14 protein-coding genes are annotated in these 18,844 nt (G+C 71.9%); 2 read left to right on the forward strand and 12 right to left on the reverse strand.

Annotated elements, in window-relative coordinates:
• Positions 1 to 61 precede the first annotated feature (61 nt).
• Complete coding sequence (gene pepN / locus ACF1BE_RS00385) at positions 62 to 2,659, reverse strand: aminopeptidase N (RefSeq protein WP_392196739.1); 2,598 nt, start codon at positions 2,657 to 2,659, stop codon at positions 62 to 64.
• A 118-nt stretch (positions 2,660 to 2,777) separates the two neighbouring features.
• On the reverse strand, positions 2,778 to 3,128 hold the full coding sequence (locus ACF1BE_RS00390) for a chorismate mutase (RefSeq protein WP_392196740.1): 351 nt from the start codon (positions 3,126 to 3,128) through the stop codon (positions 2,778 to 2,780).
• A 132-nt stretch (positions 3,129 to 3,260) separates the two neighbouring features.
• Here ACF1BE_RS00390 and ACF1BE_RS00395 point away from each other — a divergent pair, with 132 nt between their 5' ends.
• A complete protein-coding gene (locus ACF1BE_RS00395; RefSeq protein WP_392196741.1) occupies positions 3,261 to 4,142 on the forward strand; it encodes a hypothetical protein in 882 nt (293 codons plus the stop codon).
• Between the two features lie 141 nt (positions 4,143 to 4,283).
• Here ACF1BE_RS00395 and ACF1BE_RS00400 read toward each other — a convergent pair whose 3' ends face one another.
• The 3 genes from ACF1BE_RS00400 to ACF1BE_RS00410 form a co-directional block, all read right to left on the reverse strand.
• Positions 4,284 to 5,747 (reverse strand): glutamate synthase subunit beta, encoded by a 1,464-nt coding sequence (locus ACF1BE_RS00400; RefSeq protein ID WP_392196742.1) that lies wholly within the window; start codon positions 5,745 to 5,747, stop codon positions 4,284 to 4,286.
• Positions 5,740 to 10,254, reverse strand: a complete 4,515-nt coding sequence (gltB, locus tag ACF1BE_RS00405; RefSeq protein ID WP_392197384.1) for a glutamate synthase large subunit — start codon at positions 10,252 to 10,254, stop codon at positions 5,740 to 5,742. Before gltB ends, ACF1BE_RS00400 begins: the two co-directional genes overlap by 8 nt.
• 528 nt (positions 10,255 to 10,782) lie before the next feature.
• Positions 10,783 to 11,514 (reverse strand): VIT1/CCC1 transporter family protein, encoded by a 732-nt coding sequence (locus ACF1BE_RS00410; RefSeq protein ID WP_392196743.1) that lies wholly within the window; start codon positions 11,512 to 11,514, stop codon positions 10,783 to 10,785.
• 375 nt (positions 11,515 to 11,889) lie between these two features.
• Between ACF1BE_RS00410 and rbsK the strand changes: the two genes are divergently transcribed.
• A complete protein-coding gene (gene rbsK / locus ACF1BE_RS00415; RefSeq protein ID WP_392196744.1) occupies positions 11,890 to 12,783 on the forward strand; it encodes a ribokinase in 894 nt (297 codons plus the stop codon).
• Between the two features lie 66 nt (positions 12,784 to 12,849).
• Here the strand turns inward: rbsK and lgt are convergent, their stop codons facing one another.
• The 7 genes from lgt to ACF1BE_RS00450 all read right to left on the reverse strand — a co-directional run bounded on the left by lgt (position 12,850) and on the right by ACF1BE_RS00450 (position 18,581).
• Positions 12,850 to 13,818 carry a prolipoprotein diacylglyceryl transferase gene (gene lgt, locus ACF1BE_RS00420; protein ID WP_392196745.1) on the reverse strand — a complete coding sequence of 323 codons (969 nt, stop codon included), beginning with the start codon at positions 13,816 to 13,818 and terminating at the stop codon, positions 12,850 to 12,852.
• Positions 13,819 to 13,902: 84 nt separating this feature from the next.
• On the reverse strand, positions 13,903 to 14,676 hold the full coding sequence (locus ACF1BE_RS00425) for a DsbA family protein (RefSeq protein WP_392196746.1): 774 nt from the start codon (positions 14,674 to 14,676) through the stop codon (positions 13,903 to 13,905).
• Positions 14,677 to 14,773: 97 nt separating this feature from the next.
• The gene (gene trpA, locus ACF1BE_RS00430) at positions 14,774 to 15,592 is read right to left on the reverse strand and encodes a tryptophan synthase subunit alpha (protein ID WP_392196747.1); all 819 of its coding nucleotides are present in this window, start codon (positions 15,590 to 15,592) and stop codon (positions 14,774 to 14,776) included.
• Positions 15,589 to 16,872: a tryptophan synthase subunit beta gene (gene trpB / locus ACF1BE_RS00435; RefSeq protein ID WP_392196748.1), complete on the reverse strand. Its 1,284-nt coding sequence runs from the start codon at positions 16,870 to 16,872 to the stop codon at positions 15,589 to 15,591. Before trpB ends, trpA begins: the two co-directional genes overlap by 4 nt.
• 60 nt (positions 16,873 to 16,932) lie before the next feature.
• Positions 16,933 to 17,151 carry a tryptophan biosynthesis modulator TrpM gene (gene trpM, locus ACF1BE_RS00440; RefSeq protein WP_392196749.1) on the reverse strand — a complete coding sequence of 73 codons (219 nt, stop codon included), beginning with the start codon at positions 17,149 to 17,151 and terminating at the stop codon, positions 16,933 to 16,935.
• Positions 17,152 to 17,171: 20 nt separating this feature from the next.
• Complete coding sequence (gene trpC / locus ACF1BE_RS00445; RefSeq protein WP_392196750.1) at positions 17,172 to 17,981, reverse strand: indole-3-glycerol phosphate synthase TrpC; 810 nt, start codon at positions 17,979 to 17,981, stop codon at positions 17,172 to 17,174.
• A 135-nt stretch (positions 17,982 to 18,116) separates the two neighbouring features.
• Entirely contained in the window at positions 18,117 to 18,581 is a 465-nt protein-coding gene (locus tag ACF1BE_RS00450; RefSeq protein WP_392196751.1) for a DUF2752 domain-containing protein, read from the reverse strand.
• Between the last annotated feature and the right edge of the window lie 263 nt (positions 18,582 to 18,844).

The following is an 18,844-nucleotide window of genomic DNA, read 5'->3' on the forward strand; positions in this document are numbered from 1 at the left end:
GGGACCGCGGCCGGCCCCCCGCATCGTCGTCAGGGACCAGCCGCGCCCTACGTCGTCGGACCTACGCCCGCGCTCCCGCTCCCGGTGCCGCGGCCCGCGTGGTCCCCCGCTCCGGTTGTCCGCCGCGCACCCTCAGGGCGCGGGACAGGTCGTCCAGGCGGTCGGCGAGGGTGCGGCGCAGGGCCGGGGTGAGGTCGGCGTCGCGCAGACAGGCCTCGCCGAGCCGCAGGTTCCCGGTGTCGACGGCGTGGGCCGGGAAGCACCAGCGGCCGGCGGCGACGCCGATGGCGGGGCCGCGGCGGGCGGCGACGGTGACCGCGTCCTCGTAGAAGCGCGGCACGTACTCCCGGACCAGCTCGGCCTGTTCGGGCTGCCAGAAGCCCTGCGCGGTGGCCGTGAAGAGGTAGTTGGAGAGCGAGTCGCCGGCGAACATCGCCTCCCAGGCGGCACGCTTGGCCTCGGGGTCGGGCAGCGCGGCACGGCAGCGGGCGGCCCCCTCCTGGCCGGTGGCGCTCGGGTCGCGCTCCAGCTCGGCGGCGATGGCGGCCTCGTCGGTGGCACCGAGCACGGCGAGTCGGGCGAGGATGCGCCAGCGCAGCTCGGGATCGAGTTCCGGCCCGCCGGGCACCGTGCCGTCGGCGAGCCAGGCGGCGATGGTCTCCGGGCGGGTGGACACGCCGATCAGATGCCGTACGGCGATGAGCCGCAGGCCGGGATGGTCGCCGTCCTCGGTGCGCCGCAGCAGGTCGCGGCAGAGGGAGGTGAGGGTGGCCAGGGCGGCCGGGCGGTCCTCGGGCGCCAGGTACTGGTCGGCGATCTGGCCGGAGGCGAAGGCGAGGACGCCCTGGGCGACGGCCAGGTCGGTCTCGTGCGGGAGGTGGGCGCGGGCCGTCTCCAGATAGGCGGCGGCCGGCAGCTCACCGTCACGGACGGCGTCCCGGAGGGCGTTCCACACGACCGCGCGGGTGAGCGGTTCGGGCAGCCCGGACAGGTGGGTGCGCACCGTCTCGGAGGACGCGGCGTCGAAGCGGATCTTGGCGTAGGTGAGGTCGCCGTCGTTGAGGAGGACGAACGCGGGGCGCGGGCCGGCGGTGCGCAGGCTCAGGCCGTCGGCGGCGGGGAGGTCGGCCTCCACACGCCGGCGCAGGGTCAGCCGGCGCTCGTCGTGCAGGTCGCGGTCGTAGACGCCGAGGGTGACGCGGTGCGGGCGGCTGTCGCCGTCCCCGGCGGGGCCGGACCCGGACGGGACGCCGGCGCTGCCCAGGTGCCGGACGTCGAGGTGCCAGGTGCCGTTGTCGGCCGTGATGTCGGGCACGAGGGTGTCGATGCCGACGGTGCGCAGCCAGCTGTCGGCCCAGGCGTGCACGTCGCGCTCGGTGGCCGAGGCGAGGGAGTCGATGAAGTCGGCGAGGGTGGCGTTGCCGAACTTGTGCCGCGCGAAATGGGTGTTGATGCCGGCGAGGAAGTCCTTCTCGCCGAGCCAGGCGGCCAGCTGGCGCAGCGCGGAGGCGCCCTTGGCGTAGGAGATGCCGTCGAAGTTGAGCAGCGCGGAGGCCGTGTCGTCGACGTTCTCGGGGGCGACCGGGTGGGTGGTGGGCCGCTGGTCGGCGTCGTAGCCCCAGGACTTGCGGGTGACGCCGAACTCGGTCCAGGGGTTGGTGAACCGGGTGGCCTCGGCGGTGGTCTGGTAGCCCATGTACTCGGCGAAGGACTCGTTCAGCCAGATGTCGTCCCACCACTTGAGGGTGACGAGGTCGCCGAACCACATGTGGGCCATCTCGTGCGCGATGACCATGGCGCGGGTCTGCCGTTCGGTGTCGGTGACGGCGGAGCGGTAGACGAAGTCGTCGCGGAAGGTGACCAGGCCCGGGTTCTCCATGGCGCCCGCGTTGAACTCGGGGACGAAGGCCTGGTCGTAGGAGTCGAAGGGGTAGGGCTCCTCGAACTTCTCGTGGTAGCGGTCGAAGCACGCGCGCGTGACGTCGAGGATCTCGTCGGCGTCGGCGTCCAGGTGGGGCGCCAGCGAGCGACGGCAGTGGATGCCGAAGGGCAGTCCGCGGTGTTCGGTGCGCACCGAGTGCCAGGGGCCGGCGGCGACGGCGGCGAGGTACGTGGAGATCAGCGGGGTGGGCGCGGCCTGCCAGACGCCGTCGCCGCGCTGCTCGGTGACGCCGTTGGCGAGGACGCTCCAGCCCTCCGGCGCCCTGACGGAGATCTCGAAGACGGCCTTCAGGTCGGGCTGGTCGAAGGCGGCGAAGACCCGCTGGACGTCGTCCATGAACATCTGCGTGTAGACGTACGTCTCGCCGTCACTCGGATCGGTGAAGCGGTGCATGCCCTCGCCGGTGCGGGAGTAACGCATGACCGCGTCGACGCGCAGCTCGTGTTCGCCGGCGGTGAGGTCGCGCAGCGGCAGCCGACCCTCGTGCAGCGACTCGGGGTCGAGAGGCCGTCCGTCCAGGGTGACGCCGCGCAGTTCGGCGGGCTTCAGCTCGACGAACGTCTCCCCGTCGGACCGGGCGGTGAACCGGATCGCGGTACGGGAGCCGAAGGTCTCCTCGCCGGTCGTGAGGTCCAGTTCGACCGTGTAGCGGTGGACGTCGAGGAACTGTGCTCGGAGCTGCGCTTCGTCGCGCGTGAGTACGGACATGCAGGCCATGCTGCCTGATGGGGCCGACAGCGCACAGGGGCGGATCGGTACACGGCTTATGTCCCTTGTGCGCCCCCGGCCGGCGCGCTGCCCGGCCCCGCTGCCGGTGCCGCGGCCGGTCCGCCGGTCAGTCGGCGTCCGCGGCGTCCCCGTTGTGGGTGTCCTCGGCGATCCGCTCGTGGTGCCGGATCACCTCGGCGATGATGAAGTTCAGGAACTTCTCGGCGAACGCCGGATCGAGCTTGGCGTTCTCGGCGAGGCGCCGCAGCCGCTCGATCTGCCGGGCCTCGCGAGCCGTGTCGGCGGGCGGCAACTGGTGCACCGCCTTGAGCCTGCCGACCTGCTGGGTGGCCTTGAAACGCTCCGCGAGCATGTGGACGACGGCCGCGTCGATGTTGTCGATGCTGTCGCGGAGCCGCTCCAGTTCGTGGCGGACCTCGGGGTCCGCGGCACCCGTGCCGGGATTGCTGGTGGTCATGGACGCCAACCCTATGTGCTGGAGAGGCCGCACCTCACGGGGTGTCCGGGGACTGGATCGCCGGCGGGTTCCAGGGGTCCGGGATCCGCCTACAGTGGAGGGGGAGTTCCGGCGTCTGAAGGGGGTAAGGACGTGGCGGACGGCGGACGGGTCGAGCACGGCTACCCGCATCTGGACACGGTCCGGGCCGCGGTCACCGCGCTGTACCGGCGGCTGTCCCACGGCACCGTGCAGACGTTCTCGGTCAGCCTGGCCCCCGCCGACGTGGCCTTCTGCGACACCGACGACCTGCATCTGGGCGCACAGCGCGTGGCCCGCGAGATCGTGCGGCACTTCCGGCTGCCGGACGCGCGGCTGATCGTCGGCTTCCGGGAGATGACCCATGCGGCCAACGTCGAACTGACCTCCGGCCCGGAGTACTTCGTCGAGCTGAACGACCGGTTCCGTACCCACCGCACGGACATCGGCGCGGCGCTCGCCCACGAGGTCGCCCACGTCTACCTGCACCGCCTGGACCTCACGTTCCCCACCACGGCCGAGAACGAGATCCTGACGGACACCGTGACGGCATACCTGGGCGCAGGCTGGCTGCTGCTGGACGCCTACCGGGAGGACGGCGTCTCCTCTCAGAAACTGGGCTATCTCACCCCGGAGGAGTTCGGTTACGTCCTGGCCAAGCGGGCGCTGCTCTTCCACGAGGACCCGTCCGTGTGGTTCACCAGCCCGCAGGCGCACACCGCCTACGTCGAGGGGCTGGCCCGGGCCCGCCGCGACGAGCAGCAGCCGCCGCTGACCGCGGCCGGCTGGGCGGGCCGCCGGCGCTACGCCCACGACCGCCGGCACGCCCCGGACGTGCCCCCGGCGGCCACGTACGCCTTCACTCCCGACAGCCTCGGTCGCCTCCAGGTGACCTTTCCCTGCCCGACCTGCCACCAGCGGATCAGGGTGCCGGTACGGGGGCGGGTACGGGCGCGGTGCGGGTTGTGCCGGACGGTGCTGGAGTGCGACACGTAGGCCGTACGCCGTAGCCGCCCGGCCGGCCCCGGCGAGGCCGGGACGTGCGACGACGCCTGCCCAGTCGTCCGGTCGGGGACAGGCGGGCAGGCGCCGTCAGTGTTCCGTACGCCTTTGTACGGGACGTATCGATGGCCGCCGTCAGACCGCCAGGGCGCGGTCGGTCGGGCGGATCGGGGCCGGCAGGTCGCTGGCCCCGGTCAGGTAGCGGTCGACGCCGCGGGCGGCCGAGCGGCCCTCCGCGATCGCCCACACGATCAGGGACTGGCCGCGGCCGGCGTCACCGGCGACGAACACACCCGGCACGTTGGTCTGGAACTCGGCGTCGCGGGCGATGTTACCGCGTGCGTCCAGCTCCAGGCCGAACTGGTCGACCAGACCGTTCTCCCGGTCGGTGCCGGTGAAGCCCATGGCGAGGGTGACCAGCTGGGCGGGGATCTTGCGTTCGGTGCCCGGCTTCTGGGTCAGCCTGCCGTCGACGAACTCGACCTCGGCGAGGTGCAGCCACTGCACGTTGCCGTCCTCGTCGCCCTCGAAGTGGGTGGTGGAGGCGGAGTAGATCCGCTCGCCGCCCTCCTCGTGCGCCGAGGTGACCTTGTAGAGGATCGGGAAGGTCGGCCAGGGCTGGTTCGCCGGGTGCCGCTCGTCGTTCGGGCGGGGCATGATCTCCAGCTGGGTGACGGAGGCCGCGCCCTGGCGGTGGGCGGTGCCCACGCAGTCGGCGCCGGTGTCGCCGCCGCCGATGACGACGACGTGCTTGCCCTCGGCCGAGATCGGGGCCGTGACGTAGTCACCCTCCTGGACCTTGTTGGCCAGGGGCAGGTACTCCATCGCCTGGTAGATGCCCTTCAGCTCGCGGCCCGGCGCCGGCAGGTCGCGCGCGGTCGTGGCACCGGCGGCGATCACGATCGCGTCGTACCGCTTCTTCAGGTCGCGGGCGTTGATGTCGCGGCCGATCTCGACACCGGTGCGGAAGCGGGTGCCCTCCGCGCGCATCTGCTCGATACGGCGGTTGATGTGCCGCTTCTCCATCTTGAACTCGGGGATGCCGTACCGCAGGAGGCCCCCGACGCGGTCCGCGCGCTCGTAGACGGCGACCGTGTGGCCGGCCCGGGTCAGCTGCTGGGCGGCGGCGAGACCCGCCGGGCCGGAGCCGATGACCGCGACCGTCTTGCCGGACAGGCGCTCGGGGATCTGCGGGGTGACGTCCCCGGTGTCCCACGCCTTGTCGATGATCGAGACCTCGACGTTCTTGATGGTGACCGGCGGCTGGTTGATGCCGAGCACGCACGCCGACTCGCAGGGGGCCGGGCAGAGGCGACCGGTGAACTCCGGGAAGTTGTTGGTCGCGTGCAGGCGCTCCTGGGCGGCGGCCCAGTCCTCGCGGTAGGCGTAGTCGTTCCACTCGGGGATCAGGTTCCCCAGCGGACAGCCGTTGTGGCAGAACGGGATGCCGCAGTCCATGCACCGGCTGGCCTGCTTGCTGATGATCGGCAGCAGGGAGCCGGGGACGTAGACCTCGTTCCAGTCCTTGACGCGCTCGGCGACGGGGCGGGTCTTGGCGACCTCGCGGCCGTGGTTCAGGAAGCCCTTCGGGTCAGCCATTGATCGCCGCCTCCATCATCTTCTCGGTGATCTCGGTCTCGGAGAGACCGGCTCGCTCGGCGGCGTCCTTGGCGGCGAGCACTGCCTTGTACGTGCTGGGGATGATCCTGCTGAACCGTTCCACGGCCGTGTCCCAGTCGGCGAGCAGCTTCGCGGCGACCGTCGAGGCGGTCTCCTCGGCGTGGCGGCGCACCACGTCGTGCAGCCACTGCTTGTCCGTGTCGTCCAGCGCCTCGACGGCCCCGGCGTTGCCGGCGTTGACGTTGGCGGGGTCGAGGTCGATGACGTACGCGATGCCGCCGGACATGCCAGCCGCGAAGTTGCGGCCGGTCGGGCCGAGGACGACCGCGTGACCGCCGGTCATGTACTCGCAGCCGTGGTCGCCAACGCCCTCGGAGACGACCGTCGCGCCGGAGTTGCGGACGCAGAACCGCTCACCGGTACGGCCGCGCAGGAACAGCTCGCCGCCGGTGGCGCCGTAGGCGATGGTGTTGCCCGCGATGGTCGAGTACTCGGCGAGGTGGTCGGCCGCGCGGTCCGGGCGGACGACGATCCGGCCGCCGGACAGGCCCTTGCCCACGTAGTCGTTGGCGTCGCCCTCCAGGCGCAGCGTGACGCCGCGCGGCAGGAACGCGCCGAAGGACTGGCCGGCGGAGCCGGTGAAGGTGATGTCGATGGTGTCGTCGGGCAGACCGGCACCGCCGAACTTCTTCGTCACCTCGTGGCCGAGCATGGTGCCGACCGTGCGGTTGATGTTGCGGATGGCGACCTGGGCGCGCACCGGTTGCGCCTCGGTGGCGTCGCCGGCCGCGAGGGCGTCGGCGGCGAGCTTGATCAGCTCGTTGTCCAGGGCCTTCTCCAGGCCGTGGTCCTGGGCGATCAGCCGGTGGCGGACGGCGCCCGCGGGCAGGTCGGGCACGTGGAAGAGCGGCTCCAGGTTCAGGCCCTGTGCCTTCCAGTGGTCGACCGCGCGCTCGACGTCCAGCACCTCGGCGTGGCCGACGGCCTCCTCGATGGAGCGGAAGCCCAGCTCGGCCAGCAGCTCGCGGACCTCCTCGGCGATGAACCGGAAGAAGTTGACCACGTGTTCGGCCTTGCCGGCGAAGCGCTCGCGCAGGGCCGGGTTCTGGGTGGCGATGCCGACCGGGCAGGTGTCCAGGTGGCAGACGCGCATCATGACGCAGCCGGAGACGACGAGCGGCGCGGTCGCGAAACCGAACTCCTCGGCGCCGAGCAGCGCGGCGATGACCACGTCGCGGCCGGTCTTCAGCTGGCCGTCCGTCTGGACCACGATCCGGTCGCGCAGGCCGTTGAGCAGCAGGGTCTGCTGGGTCTCGGCGAGACCCAGCTCCCAGGGGCCGCCCGCGTGCTTCAGCGACGTCAGCGGCGACGCGCCCGTACCACCGTCGTGACCGGAGATCAGGACCACGTCCGCGTGCGCCTTGGACACGCCCGCCGCGACCGTGCCGACGCCGACCTCGGAGACCAGCTTCACGTGGATCCGCGCCTGCGGGTTCGCGTTCTTCAGGTCGTGGATCAGCTGGGCGAGGTCCTCGATGGAGTAGATGTCGTGGTGCGGCGGCGGCGAGATCAGGCCGACGCCCGGCGTCGAGTGACGCGTCTTCGCGACCCACGGGTAGACCTTGTGGCCGGGCAGCTGGCCGCCTTCGCCGGGCTTGGCGCCCTGGGCCATCTTGATCTGGATGTCGTCCGCGTTGACCAGGTACTCGCTGGTGACACCGAAGCGGCCGGAGGCGACCTGCTTGATGGCGGACCGGCGGGCCGGGTCGTACAGGCGCTCGGCGTCCTCGCCGCCCTCACCGGTGTTGGACTTGCCGCCCAGCTGGTTCATGGCGATGGCGAGGGTCTCGTGCGCCTCCTTGGAGATGGAGCCGTACGACATCGCGCCGGTCGAGAAGCGCTTGACGATCTCGGAGACCGGCTCGACCTCCTCGACGGGGATCGGGCCCCGGTCCGACCTGAAGCCGAACAGTCCGCGCAGCGTCATCAGACGCTCGGACTGCTCGTTCACGCGGTCGGTGTACTTCTTGAAGATGTCGAAGCGGCCGGTGCGCGTGGAGTGCTGAAGGCGGAAGACCGTCTCCGGGTCGAACAGGTGCGGCTCGCCCTCGCGGCGCCACTGGTACTCGCCGCCGATGTCCAGCGCCCGGTGCGCGGGGGCGATGCCGGAGGCCGGGTAGGCCTTGGCGTGGCGGGCGGCGACCTCCCGGGCGATGACGTCGATGCCGACGCCGCCGATCTTGGTGGCGGTGCCGTTGAAGTACGTCCGCACGAAGGTCTCGTCCAGGCCGACGGCCTCGAAGACCTGGGCGCCGCGGTAGGAGGCGACGGTGGAGATGCCCATCTTGGACATGACCTTCAGGACGCCCTTGCCCAGGGCGTAGATCAGGTTCTTGATGGCCTTCTCGGGCTCCAGGCCGTTCAGGAAGGTGCCGGCGCGCAGCAGGTCCTCGACGGACTCCATCGCCAGGTACGGGTTGACGGCGGCGGCGCCGTAACCGATGAGCAGGGCGATGTGGTGGACCTCGCGGACGTCACCGGCCTCGACCAGCAGGCCCACCTGGGTGCGCTGCTTGGTGCGGATGAGGTGGTGGTGGACGGCCGAGGTGAGCAGCAGCGACGGGATCGGCGCGTGCTCGGCGTCGGAGTGCCGGTCCGACAGGACGATCAGGCGGGCGCCGTTCTCGATGGCCGCGTCGGCCTCGGCACAGATCTCCTCGATGCGCGCGGCGAGCGTCTCGCCGCCGCCGGAGACCCGGTACAGGCCGGAGAGGGTCGCGGCCTTGAAGCCCGGCATGTCGCCGTCGGCGTTGATGTGGATGAGCTTGGCCAGCTCGTCGTTGTCGATCACCGGGAAGGGCAGGGTGACCGTGCGGCACGAGGCGGCCGTCGGCTCCAGCAGGTTGCCCTCCGGGCCCAGCGAGGAGCGCAGGGAGGTGACCAGCTCCTCGCGGATCGCGTCCAGCGGCGGGTTGGTGACCTGCGCGAAGAGCTGGGTGAAGTAGTCGAAGAGCAGCCGCGGGCGCTCGGACAGGGCCGCGATGGGCGAGTCCGTGCCCATGGAGCCGATCGGCTCGGTGCCGGCACGGGCCATCGGCGCGAGGATGAGGCGCAGCTCCTCCTCGGTGTACCCGAAGGTCTGCTGGCGGCGGGTGACCGAGGCGTGGGTGTGGATGATGTGCTCGCGCTCGGGCAGGTCGCCCAGCTCGATCTCGCCGGCCTCCAGCCACTCGGCGTACGGCTTCTCGGCGGCGAGGGCCGCCTTGATCTCGTCATCCTCGATGATGCGGTGCTCGGCGGTGTCCACGAGGAACATGCGGCCGGGCTGGAGGCGGCCCTTGCGGACGACCTTGGCCGGGTCGATGTCCAGGACGCCGACCTCGGAGCCGAGGACGACGAGGCCGTCGTCGGTGACCCAGTAGCGGCCGGGGCGCAGGCCGTTGCGGTCGAGCACGGCACCGACCTGGGTGCCGTCGGTGAAGGTGACACAGGCCGGGCCGTCCCAGGGCTCCATCATCGTGGAGTGGAACTGGTAGAAGGCGCGCCGGGCCGGGTCCATGGAGACGTGGTTCTCCCACGCCTCCGGGATCATCATCAGCACGGAGTGCGGCAGCGAGCGGCCGCCCAGGTGCAGGAGCTCCAGGACCTCGTCGAAGGAGGCGGAGTCGGAGGCGTCCGGGGTGCAGACCGGGAAGATCCGCTCGATGGCCTTCTCGTCCGAGCCGAACAGGCCGGAGACAAGCTGCGACTCGCGGGCCTGCATCCAGTTGCGGTTGCCCTTGACGGTGTTGATCTCACCGTTGTGGGCGACGAAGCGGTACGGGTGTGCCAGCGGCCACGACGGGAAGGTGTTCGTGGAGAACCGGGAGTGCACGAGCGCGATCGCGGAGGCGAAGCGGCGGTCGGACAGGTCCGGGAAGAAGGGCTCCAGCTGGCCGGTGGTCAGCATGCCCTTGTAGACGATCGTCCGGGCGGACAGGGACGGGAAGTAGACCCCGGCCTCGCGCTCGGCACGCTTGCGCAGCACGAACGCCCTGCGGTCCAGCGCGATGCCCTCGCTGGTCCCGTCGGTCACGAAGATCTGGCGGAAGACCGGCATGGTGGAGCGGGCGGTGGCGCCGAGCAGCTCCGGGGCGACCGGGACCGCACGCCAGCCGAGGACGGTCAGCCCTTCCTCGGCGGCGATCGTCTCGATCTCCGAGACGGCGGCCTCGGCCCCGTCCTCCGGAAGGAAGGCGATGCCTACCGCGTACGAGCCGGCCGCGGGAAGGTCGAAACCGGCCACCTCGCGGAGGAAGGCGTCGGGAACCTGGGAGAGGATGCCGGCGCCGTCGCCCGAGTCGGGCTCGGAGCCGGTGGCACCCCGGTGCTCCAGGTTGCGCAGGACGGTGAGTGCCTGCTCGACCAGCGTGTGGGACGCCTCGCCGGTAAGAGTGGCGACGAAACCGACACCACAGGCGTCGTGTTCGTTGCGGGGGTCGTACATACCCTGCGCAGCAGGGCGAGCATCCATGAACGACCAGTTCTGGCCGTTCTCGGAATGCTGGGACGGCTGGCGCGGCGTACGCATCGGCTCTCCCGTCGTCGTCATATGGCATGTGGCAGGTGCCGAGGGACGACGTTGGCCCTCTGCGTCAGATCAAAATTTCGTGCAGGTTACATGATGGAGCGATTCTCGGGAACCGGATACTCCGTTCCAACATGCGGACGCCGCGGTCGCGGCGGGGGTGCCGCGCGAACGCAGCGCGTGCCGTGGGTGGCGGCGGCTGCCGTGCGGTGACGGCGGGGGTGCCGCACTGTGGCGGCGAAGGGTGCGGCGGGGCCGGGACGGACAGGATCGGTCGGATCCGCGTCCGTCGACCCGGAGGGGCCGGGGGGAGCGTCATCGCCCACCCCGCAGGTGTGCGGCAGGCGTCATTGCCCACAGCGCTTACGGCTCATGCCCGGTGGTCATGCGCGCGAAACCAGCGAGTAACGGCTACTTATGCGGCCCATCGCATAGATAGCGGTCGCGCTATCCTACGGCCGTTCCGAACAGAGTGCCCAGGGCGTACGTCACACCGGCCGCCGCGCCGCCGAGCACCAGCTGCCGCAGACCGCTGAACCACCAGCTGCGCGCGGTCACCCTGGCCACGACGGCGCCGCAGCCGAAGAGCCCGGCGAGGGCGAGCAGCACGGCGGGCCACAGCACGGTCGCGCCGAGCAGGTACGGCAGCAGGGGCAGCAGGGCGCCGAGCGCGAACGAGCCGAAGGAGGAGACGGCCGCGATCAGCGGCGAGGGCAGGTCGCCGGGGTCTATGCCCAGCTCCTCGCGGGCGTGGATCTCCAGGGCCTGCTCGGGGTCCCGGGAGAGCTGCCGGGCGACCTGCCGGGCCAGCGCGGGCTCGACCCCGCGGGCCACGTACAGCGCCGCCAGCTCGTCCTCCTCGTCCTGCGGGTGCCTGCGCAGCTCTCGGCGTTCGACGTCGAGTTCGGCCTCGACGAGTTCACGCTGGGACGCGACCGAGGTGTACTCGCCCGCCGCCATGGAGAAGGCGCCGGCGGCGAGGCCCGCGAGTCCGGTGATGACAATGGTGTGCTGACCCACGGACCCGCCGGCCACGCCCGTCATCAGGGCGAGATTGGAGACCAGGCCGTCCATCGCACCGAAGACGGCGGGGCGCAGCCAGCCGCCGTTGACGTCGCGGTGGGTGTGGTTGTCACGGTGCGCCTCGTGAAGCGCGGCCTCGGTTTCGATGATCGCCATGCGGGCCCCCAGGGTAGCTAAGCCAAAGCTAACTTTGGACGAGTTCTATTCTTCGACAACACGGAATTTACCCCCCTCGTTCCCCCCTCGCCAGCAAGGAAAGGCTGGGCTAACCTGCGGCTTTCCCTCGTGTCCACCGACGCCGCCCGGGCCGCCGAAGAGGATGATTCGGGACATGGTGCCCGAAATTCTGAAACACCTCGAAAGACGTGTAACGCAACCAAGCTCCGACGATGACCCGGACACGGCCTCCGCTCACACCGTCCACAGCGTCTACGCGGCGATGTCCGCGGCCACCGCCATCGCCGCCGGCTTCCACAACGGCATCGGCTTCGACACCCTCGCCCACCTCACCTGCCCGGAGGCGATCCGCCCATGACCCACATCGCGGTCCTCGGCAGTACGAACATGGACCTCGTCACCTACGTGGCCAAGGCCCCGCAGCGCGGAGAGACCGTGACCGGGCGGGAGTTCCGTACGGTCCCCGGCGGCAAGGGCGCCAACCAGGCGATCGCCGCCGCCCGCGCCGGCGCCACCGTCTCGATGATCGGCGCGGTCGGCAACGACGCCTTCGGACTGCGGCTGCGTGACACCCTCGAACACTCCGGGGTGGACACCGACTCCCTGCGCACGGTCGAGGGCCCCTCCGGCACCGCGCACATCGTGGTGGACGACGAGGGCGGCAACTCCATCGTCGTCATCCCGGGCGCGAACGGCACCGTCGACCACCTCTCCCCCGGCGACGAGGGGGTGATCGCCTCCGCCGACGCCCTGCTGCTCCAGCTGGAGATCCCGTCGGCGGCCGTCGTCGCGGGTGCGCAGGCGGCACACCGGCACGGGGTCCGTACGGTGCTCACCCCGTCCCCCGTCCGTCCACTGCCGCCCGAACTCCTCGCCGCCACCGACCTGTTGCTGCCGAACGAGTACGAGGCGATCACCCTCACCGGACGCACCGACCCGCGCGAGGCGGCAGCCGCGCTGCTGGACCTGGTGCCCCAGGTCGTCGTCACCCTGGGCGCGACGGGCTGTCTGTACCGGGCCCGCGGCGCCGAGCCGCTGGTGGTGCCCGCGCCCCGCGTGCGCGCCGTCGACTCCACCGGCGCCGGCGACACCTTCGCCGGCGCGCTCGCCGTGGCCCTCGCCGAGGAGAGACCGGTGCGGGAGGCCCTGTCCTGGGCGGCTGCCGCGGCGGCGATCTCCGTGCAGCGGGCCGGGGCGTCGGTGTCGATGCCCTACCGGCCGGAGATCGAGGCGCGGTACGGCACGTGAGAGCGGCGGAACGGGCCGAGGGCGCCCGGAGGATCCCGGACGCCCTCGGTGTCGTACGACCGGCGGTCAGCTCTTCTCGGCCGACTCCGCCTCGTCCTTCCGCGGCTCCCCGGAGCCCTCCGTCTTCTCCTCGCCCCCGGCGCCGGCACGGGCCTCCGTACCGCCGCCGGCGTCCGTATCGCCGCCGGCCTCCGTGCCACCGCCGGCCGGGGCGCCGGAGACGCCCGGCTCCACGACGGTCTCCCGCCCCGGCCGCTTCTTCGACGACACGACGATGTACACCACCGCGAGCAGGAAGACGACCAGCGCCGTCCAGTCGTTGAGGCGCAGGCCCAGGATGTGGTGGGCGTCGTCCACGCGCATGTACTCGATCCAGCCGCGGCCCACGCAGTACGCGGCGACGTACAGCGCGAACGCCCGGCCGTGACCCAGCTTGAAGCGGCGATCGGCCCAGATGACGAGGAGGGCGACGCCGACGCACCACAGGGACTCGTAGAGGAAGGTCGGGTGGTAGTAGCCCGGCACCCGGCCGCCCTCGGCGGAGGTGATGTGCAACGCCCAGGGAACATGCGTCTCGTGGCCGTACAGCTCCTGGTTGAACCAGTTGCCCCAGCGGCCGATGGCCTGCGCGAACGCGATGCCGGGTGCGACGGCGTCGGCGTACGCCGGCATCGGGACGCCGCGGCGCCGCGCGCCGATCCACGCGCCGAGCGCGCCGAGGGCGATCGCACCCCAGATGCCCAGGCCGCCCTCCCACACCTTGAAGGCGTCCACCCAGTCGCGGCCCTTGCTGAAGTACAGCTCGTAGTCCGTGATCACGTGGTAGAGCCGGCCGCCGACGAGGCCGAACGGGACGGCCCAGACGGCGATGTCGGCGACCGTGCCGGGCTGCCCGCCGCGGGCGACCCAGCGTTTGTTGCCGAGCCAGACGGCGACGAAGACGCCGATGATGATGCAGAAGGCGTAGCCGCGCAGCGGGATGGGGCCGAGGTACAGCACCCCGCGCGACGGGCTGGGAATGAAGGCAAGTTCCATGGCAGGTCCGACGCTACCGTGCCGGGCCGTGGGGACGGCAGGCAGCCCGGCTACGGGTCCGTAACGGGGGCGTGCGGGAGACGCTCACCCCTGGCCGGCCGTCTCGACCAGCTGCTTGAGCCTGGCCGGGGTCATCGCCCGATCCTCCATGATGTTCTTGCCGCCGAGCAGGACGGTCGGCGTGCTGTTGTAGCCGGCGGCGCCCATGGCCTTGTGGGACTTGGTCACCCATGTGGTGTGGGTGCCCTCCTTGACGCAGGTGCGGAACGCGGGGGTGTCCAGGCCCTTCACCTTGCCGGCCAGCTGGATCAGCCTGCCGTTGTCACCGAAGGTGTCGACGTTCTCCTCGGGCTGGTTGTCGTACAGCACGTCGTGGTAGTCGCGGAACTTCCCGGCGTCCTGGGCGCATGCCGCGGCGTTTGCCGCGCGCAGGGAGCCGGCGCCGCCGAGGTTGCCGTCGATCAGCCGGACCAGGTGGTAGTCGACTCTGAGCTTGCCGGCGTCGGTCAGTTCGTGGAGGGTCGGCCGGTACACCGTCTCGAAGGCCCGGCAGGCCGGGCACCGGAAGTCCTCCCAGACGGTGAGCGTCTGCTTGGCGCCGTCCTTGCCGACCGGGATCGCGAGGCTGTCCTTGCCCTGCGCGCCCGAGGGCGCCACGACCGGGCCCGCGCTGCCTCCCTTGTCCTTGCCGGCATGGGCGGCGATCACTCCGATCACCGCCGCGAGGCCGAGGACACCGACCACGCTCGCGCCCACGATCAGCGTGCGCCGCCGTTTGTCCACGGCCTTCTGCTTCTCACGCTCGACCGCCAGCCGCTCCCTGGCGGTGCGCTTTCCGTCACGGTTCTTCTCGCTCACACCCCCAGAACGAACCGGGGAGGCGCAGCGCGCCTCCCCGGCCCGAGGTCCACTCGTTCGAGTGACCGCACCCCTCGGAAGGGGACCTCACGTGCGGTTACGCCTGTCCGCGGACACCCTTGGCCAGGTCGCCGGCCAGCTCGCGGACCGCCGCGAGGCCGGAGGCGTGGTCGGGTGCGTCCAGCATCCGCTTCACGAACGCCGAGCCGACGATGACACCGTCGGCAAAGCCGGCGACCTCGGCGGCCTGGGCCGCGTCGGAGACGCCGAGCCCGACGCACACGGGCAGGCCGGTGCCGGTGGCGCGGGTGCGCTCGACCAGGTCGTGGGCCTGCGCGCCGACCGACGCGCGGGTGCCGGTGACGCCCATGAGGGAGGCGGCGTAGACGAACCCGCTGCCCGCCGCGGTGATCCGGGCGAGCCGCTCGTCCTTGCTGCTGGGCGCCACGACGAAGACCGTCGCCAGGCCGTGCTTCTCGGCGTGCTCCCGCCACGACGCCGACTCCTGCACGGGCAGGTCGGGCAGGATGCAGCCCGCGCCGCCCGCCTCGGCCAGCTCGGCGGTGAAGCGCTCGACGCCGTACCGGTCGATCGGGTTCCAGTACGTCATGACCAGCACGGGCTTGCCGGTGGCCGCGTGGGCCTCCCGGACCGTGCGCATGACGTCCGCGATCTTCACTCCGCCGCGCAGGGCGATGTCGTCGGCGGTCTGGATGACCGGGCCGTCCAGGACCGGGTCGCTGTGCGGCAGGCCGACCTCGACGATGTCGGCGCCGCCGTCGAGAACGGCCTTGACCGCCTCGATGCCCCCGTCCACGGTCGGGAAGCCGGCCGGGAGATAGGCGATGAGCGCGGCGCGGCCCTCGGCCTTCGCGGCGGCGAGGGTGTCCGACAGCAGCTGGATGGTGCCGCTCACTTGGCGTCCCCCTCGATCTCGGCGGTGTCGGCCTGGTCGGCGGCCACCTCGGCGTCGGTGTCGTACAGGCCGAAGTAGCGGGCGGCGGTGTCCATGTCCTTGTCGCCGCGGCCGGAGAGGTTGACGACGATCAGGCCGTCGGGACCCAGCTCCCTGCCGACCTCCAGGGCGCCGGCGAGGGCGTGGGCGCTCTCGATGGCCGGGATGATGCCCTCGGTCCGCGACAGCAGGCGCAGGGCCTGCATGGCGGCGTCGTCGGTGACCGCGCGGTACTCGCCGCGGCCGGAGCTCTTCAAGTAGGAGTGCTCGGGGCCGACGCCCGGGTAGTCCAGGCCGGCCGAGATCGAGTACGGCTCGGTGATCTGGCCCTCCTCGTCCTGGAGGACGTAGGACCGGGAACCGTGCAGGATGCCGGGCTCGCCGGCGGTGAGGGTGGCCGCGTGCTCGCCGCTCTCGATGCCGTGGCCCGCGGGCTCGCAGCCGATCAGGCGGACGCCCTCGTCGGGGATGAAGGCGTGGAAGAGGCCGATGGCGTTGGAGCCGCCGCCGACGCAGGCGACGGCGGCGTCCGGGAGGCGCCCGGCACGCTCCAGCAGCTGGCGGCGGGCCTCCACACCGATCACCCGGTGGAAGTCGCGCACCATGGCCGGGAAGGGGTGGGGGCCGGCGACGGTGCCGAACAGGTAGTGGGTGTGGTCGACGTTGGCGACCCAGTCCCGGAACGCCTCGTTGATGGCGTCCTTGAGGGTGCGGCTGCCGGACTTCACGGCGACGACCTCGGCGCCGAGCATGCGCATGCGGGCCACGTTGAGGGCCTGGCGTTCGGTGTCGATCTCGCCCATGTAGATCGTGCAGTCGAGGCCGAACAGCGCGCAGGCGGTGGCGGTCGCGACGCCGTGCTGGCCTGCGCCGGTCTCGGCGATGACCCGGGTCTTGCCCATGCGCCTGGTCAGCAGGGCCTGGCCGAGCACGTTGTTGATCTTGTGGGAGCCGGTGTGGTTGAGGTCCTCGCGCTTGAGGAACACCCGGGCGCCGCCGGCGTGCTCGGCGAAACGGGGCACCTCGGTGAGGGCGCTGGGACGGCCGGTGTAGTGGGCGAGCAGGTCGTCGAGTTCGCGGGCGAACTCGGGGTCCGCCTTCGCCTTGTCGTACTCGACGGCGACCTCGTCCACGGCGGCGACGAGGGCCTCCGGGATGAACGTGCCGCCGAACGCGCCGAAGTAGCCTTCCGCGCTGGGCACCTGACCGGTGTGGTCAGGGAAGAAGAAATCACTGGGCATGCCAGAACCTCACGGTGAGTGCGTGGAAAAGACACTGTTCGCCGTGGGGCATCGGGGTGGTCAGTCGCCTGCGGGCCCGTGGTGGCCGGTCGCGCAGTTCCCCGCGCCCCTCAGGGTCGGCTGCTGCCATCGCATGCCGTTGACCTGCCCGGGTTCGTCACCGATGACGTACCGGACCCGTCGGCCGTGCACCCGCCTCGCGGGCGCGCGGCAGCCCCGGGGCCGGCAGCCTCGCGCCAGGCGGGCGTACCGGTCCACGGTCGTCACGGTGCAAGTCATCGATGCCAAGCCTAGCGGGATCAGCCGCGCCCGTGCCGCAGGGCCGGGTGCTCGCCCGCCGCCACCAGGTCGGCCACCGCCGACTTCGGGTCGCGGCCGGTGACCAGGGACTCGCCGACCAGGACAGCGTCGGCGCCGGCGTTGGCGTAGGCGATCAGGTCGTGCGGTCCGCGCACTCCGGACTCGGCCACCTTGACGACACTGTCCGGGATCTCCGGGGCGATCCGCTCGAAGGTGCCGCGGTCGACCTCCAGCGTCTTCAGGTCGCGCGCGTTGACGCCGATGACCCGGGCGCCCGCGTCCACCGCCCGCTCGACCTCGTCCTCGTCGTGCACCTCGACGAGGGGTGTCAGGCCGATGGACACCGCCCGCTCGATCAGCGACTCCAGGGCCGGCTGGTCCAGCGCGGCCACGATCAGCAGCACGAGGTCGGCGCCGTACGCCCGGGCCTCCCACAGCTGGTACGACGTGACGATGAAGTCCTTGCGCAGCACCGGGATGTCCACGCGCGAGCGGACGGTCTCCAGGTCGGCGAGGGAGCCGCCGAAGCGGCGCTGTTCGGTGAGCACGGAGATCACGGCGGCGCCGCCCGCCTCGTAGTCCGCCGCGAGTGCGGCCGGGTCGGCGATCGCGGCCAGCGCGCCCTTGGACGGGCTGGAACGCTTGACCTCGCAGATCACCTTGACGCCGTCGCCCTTGAGCGCGGCCACCCCGTCCTTCGCGGCCCGGGCCTTGGCCGCACGCTCCTTGAGCTCATCGAGGCTGACGCGTGCCTGCCGCTCCGCGAGGTCGGCACGGACTCCGTCGATGATCTCGTCGAGCACACTCACGCGAGCGGCCCCCTTCCAGGACGGTGGTTCCTTCAGGTTCTGAAAACCCGTGGTCACTGCGATGGTATCCGCAGGAGGGCCGAGGCTTCGCATCCAGTTCCGGGCGGTCCCACTACCTGGACGTTCGCTGTTCGATCAAGGGTGTAGCCAGCCACCGAACGGCAGGTTCCGGACGACGGTGAACGCCAGCAGCAACGCGCCCAGCGCCCACAGCCGTGCCGGTCCGGGGTCGATCCGGACCGGCAGGCCGCGCGCCGCGCGGACCACCCAGACGGCCCACAGCACGGCGAGGCCCAGGCAGGCGGCCACCCCCAGCGCGTTGTCGCGCAGGGCGGTGAGGAGGTCGCCGTGGACGAGGGCGTGCACGCCGCGCAGTCCGCCGCAGCCGGGGCAGTACAGGCCGGTGAACCGGTACAGGGGGCAGGCGGGGTAGTGGCCGGGCTCGTTCGGGTCGACGACGCCGACGTAGGCGAGGGCCCCGGCGGCGGCGGCGAGCAACCCCGCCGCGACGGCGAGCCGCCGCCGCACGGGCACGGGCGGAGCGGGGCGCGGAAGGCTCCGCGGAGCCCACGGCGGGGCCGGTCGGCTGTCGGCGTTCACGCGGGCAGTCTCCCCCGCGCCCCCGACCCGGGCGCGCTGAACGCGTCCGGCCGGGGGACGGGTGCGGGGGCCGGGGCGTGCGCCCCCGGAAGTGGTCCGGGTCCGACCGGCAGCCACGCGGCGGAGGGCACCCTTCAGCACGCGGTGGGCGGCGGGGTCGGGGCGCGCGCCCGCGCCGGCAGCCACGCGGCGTAGGGGACCCCTCAGCACGCGGTGGGGGGACTGGTTGCGGGGCCGGGGCCCACGCACCGAAGTAGGTCCGG

Origin of the sequence: Streptomyces sp. NPDC014991 (assembly GCF_043080665.1) — a bacterium.
Lineage (GTDB): Bacteria > Actinomycetota > Actinomycetes > Streptomycetales > Streptomycetaceae > Streptomyces.